Consider the following 3,069-nt stretch of genomic DNA (forward strand, 5'->3'; position numbering starts at 1 on the left):
GTTGCCGGATAGCCCGAGTCGCTGCGGTTCCAGATAGCGCCGATAGCGCTAAGCTCCGCCTTCTCGAGCATCTGCAGATCGACCAGACGTCGCTGCGGATGTTCGGCGAATGCCTCCAGCAGAGTCGTCAGGTGGCGACCCAGGCGCTCGATCGTAGCGGCCGGGAACAGTTCGCGATCGTAGCTGAATTGCAGTGACAAGCTATCCCCGCCACCCAGCGCCAGGGCCAGCGGATAGTTGGTCTGCTCGTGCATCGCTACGGCACCGAAACGCACGCCTCCAGCGGAGGACCGTTCGAGCACCTCGTCCACCGGGTAGTTTTCGAACACCAACAGGTTGTCGAAAACCGCCTCGCCGCCGAACCCCGCCCAGCGCTGCAGTTCGAACAGAGGCGTGTGCTCCTGTTCGCGCAACGCCAGGTTCTGCCGTTGCAGCCCCTGCAGCAGTTCGTCGAGGGTCATCTGTGGAGCCAGCGTTACCACCACCGGCAAGGTATTGATGAACAACCCGACCTGGTTCTCGACACCCGGCAGATCGGCAGGACGCCCGGAGACGGTGGCGCCGAAGACCACGGTGTGTTGTCCGGTATAGCGTTGCAGGAGCAGCGCCCAGCCCGCCTGGACCAGGGTATTGAGAGTGACCTGGTGGCGCCGGGCGAAATCCCGGAGCCGCGCGGTAGCCGTTGCGTCCACCTCACGCAGGTGCTCTCCGACGCCGTTGGCCGATGTCAGTCCCGGCTGAGCCAGTGCCTCGACCAACCGCGTCGGCTCGTCCAGAGCCGCCATCTGCTCGCGCCAGAATGCCTCGGTAGCTGCCGCGTCCTGCCGCTGCAGCCAGGCGATGTAGTCGCTATAGCGGCCATCCCGGGGCTGCTCCGGCGAGCGTCCGGCATAGGACTCCAGCACCTCGCTGAGCAACTGGGCATTGCTCCATCCGTCCAGCAGGATGTGATGATGGGTGTAGATCAGGTGATGCTCACCTTCGGCAGTCTTCACCAACAGCAGCCGCAACAGTGGCGCACGCTGCAATTCGAAACCGCGTTCGCGCTCGGCCGCAGCCAGCGCGAGCAGCGCGGCGTCCCGATTCGCCGCCAGGCTCAGGTCCTCTTCGGCGAAGGGCAACTGGCGCTGTCGATAGACGATCTGCAAGGGCTGCTGCAGCTCCCCCTGCCAGGCGAAACCACTGCGCAGGATCGCGTGCCGGTCCAGGGCGGACTGCCAGGCTGCGCGGAAGCGCGGGATATCGAGGCCGGACACATCCACACGCATCTGATTGATGTAGTCGCTCGATGCCTGCTCGTACAGCGAATGGAACAGCATGCCCTGCTGCATGGGTGACAGCGGATAGATGTCCTCGACCTCTTCCAGCGCGACCGGCAGGGCATCCAGACGCGCCTGGTCCAACCCCGCCAGCGGGAAATCGGAAGGCGTCGCGCCATGCCGTGGCGAATCGCAGCAGAAGTCGACCAGCGCCGTCAGCTCAGCCACATAGTCATCGGCCAGGCGACGCACCTGGTCCTCGCCGAACATCTGCGAGCTGAAGCTCCAGTCGATACTCAGTTCACCGTCGAACACCCGGCCATTGAGACTCAGCCAGTTGTCCAGCGGAGCGCCGGGGTCCATCTCTGCCCCCGCGCTTTCGCCAGCCGGGTCCAGCAGAGCCATCTCGTCGAACTGAGCGTCGAACTGGCCCAGGTAATTGAAAGTGATCCGCGCCTGCGGCAACCCCGCCAGGACCCGGGCACTTTCCTCTCCAGCCAGATAGCGCAGCAAGCCATAACCCAGGCCCTTGTCGGGAATCGCACGCAACTGTTCCTTGATCGCCTTCAGGGACTCGCCAAGATCCGCGACCGGGCTCAGGCGCACCGGGAACAAACTGGTGAACCAACCGACGGTGCGACTCAGGTCGATATCGGCGAACAGCTCCTCGCGCCCATGCCCTTCCAGCTGTACCAGGCTTGAAGAGGCGCCGCTCCAACGGCAGACCACTCGCGCCAGGGCGGTCAGCAGAAGATCGTTGACCTGGGTACGGTAGGCTGCCGGCGCCTGCTTCAGCAGGCGTTCGGTCAAGCTGCGGTCGAAGCGACTCTGCACGGAGGTGGCGAAACGCTGCTCCAGAGCGCCTTGCGGATGCTCGCACGGAAGCTCGGCCGGCGCACCTTCCAGCAGCTCGCGCCAAAACTGCAACTGCGCCTTCATCGACTCACCACGGGCATGCTCGCTCGCTCGGCCGGCCCAGGCCTTGAACGGGCTGGTCTTGCCAGGCAGCCGCGGAGCTTCTCCACGGAGGCTCTGCTGGTAAGCCCTTTGCAAATCCTCCAGCAGAATGCGCCAGGACACCCCGTCCACCACCAGATGGTGGATCACCAACAACAGACGCTGGCCGCCGTCGGCCATATCCACCAACAGGCTCCGCAACAGTGGGCCGTCGGCCAGGTCCAGGCTGCGCTGCGACTCCTCGCAGAGCGACTCCAGCGCTTGTCGGTCCACCGCCTCGGCACGCCAGAGCAGCGCACCGCCCAGCGTTGCTTCGGCATGTTCGGCATGCCAGGTTCCGTCCGTTTCATGGAAGCGCAGACGCAATGCGTCGTGATGTTCGACCAGGGCCTGCAAGGCCGCTTCGAGTGCCTTCGCATTCAGGGCCTCGCGCGGCTTCAACAGCAATGACTGGTTCCAGTGCTGGCGATTGGGAATCGGCTGTTCGAAGAACAACCGCTGGAACGGCAACAACACCGTCTCGCCGCTCACAGGCCCCTGCTCCATTTGCACCGCAGCCCCTACGCGGGCGACTCGCGCCAGCCCCTGTACGGTCTGTTGTTGGAACAGGTCCTTCGGAGTGAACTGGATGCCCGCCGCACGGCATCGACTCACCACCTGGATCGAAACGATGGAATCGCCACCCAGGGCAAAGAAGTTGTCGGTGGCGCCCACCTCCTCCAGCTTCAGCACGTCCGCCCAGACGGCCGCGATACGTCGCTCCATTTCATTCTGCGGCGCAACATGCGTCTGCCCCGCAGCAGCTTGCGGTCGCGGCAACGCCTTGCGATCCAGCTTGCCGTTCGGACTCAGC

The 3,069-nt window shown here is 64.6% G+C and carries 1 protein-coding gene; it reads right to left on the reverse strand.

Annotation, left to right across the window (positions count from 1 at the left end):
- Positions 1-3,069, reverse strand: a 3,069-nt coding sequence (locus HMPREF2914_RS10885; RefSeq protein ID WP_256562076.1) for a condensation domain-containing protein, incomplete at both ends; no start/stop codon positions are given.

It is taken from the genome of Pseudomonas sp. HMSC067G02 (assembly GCF_001813485.1).
Lineage (GTDB): Bacteria > Pseudomonadota > Gammaproteobacteria > Pseudomonadales > Pseudomonadaceae > Pseudomonas > Pseudomonas aeruginosa.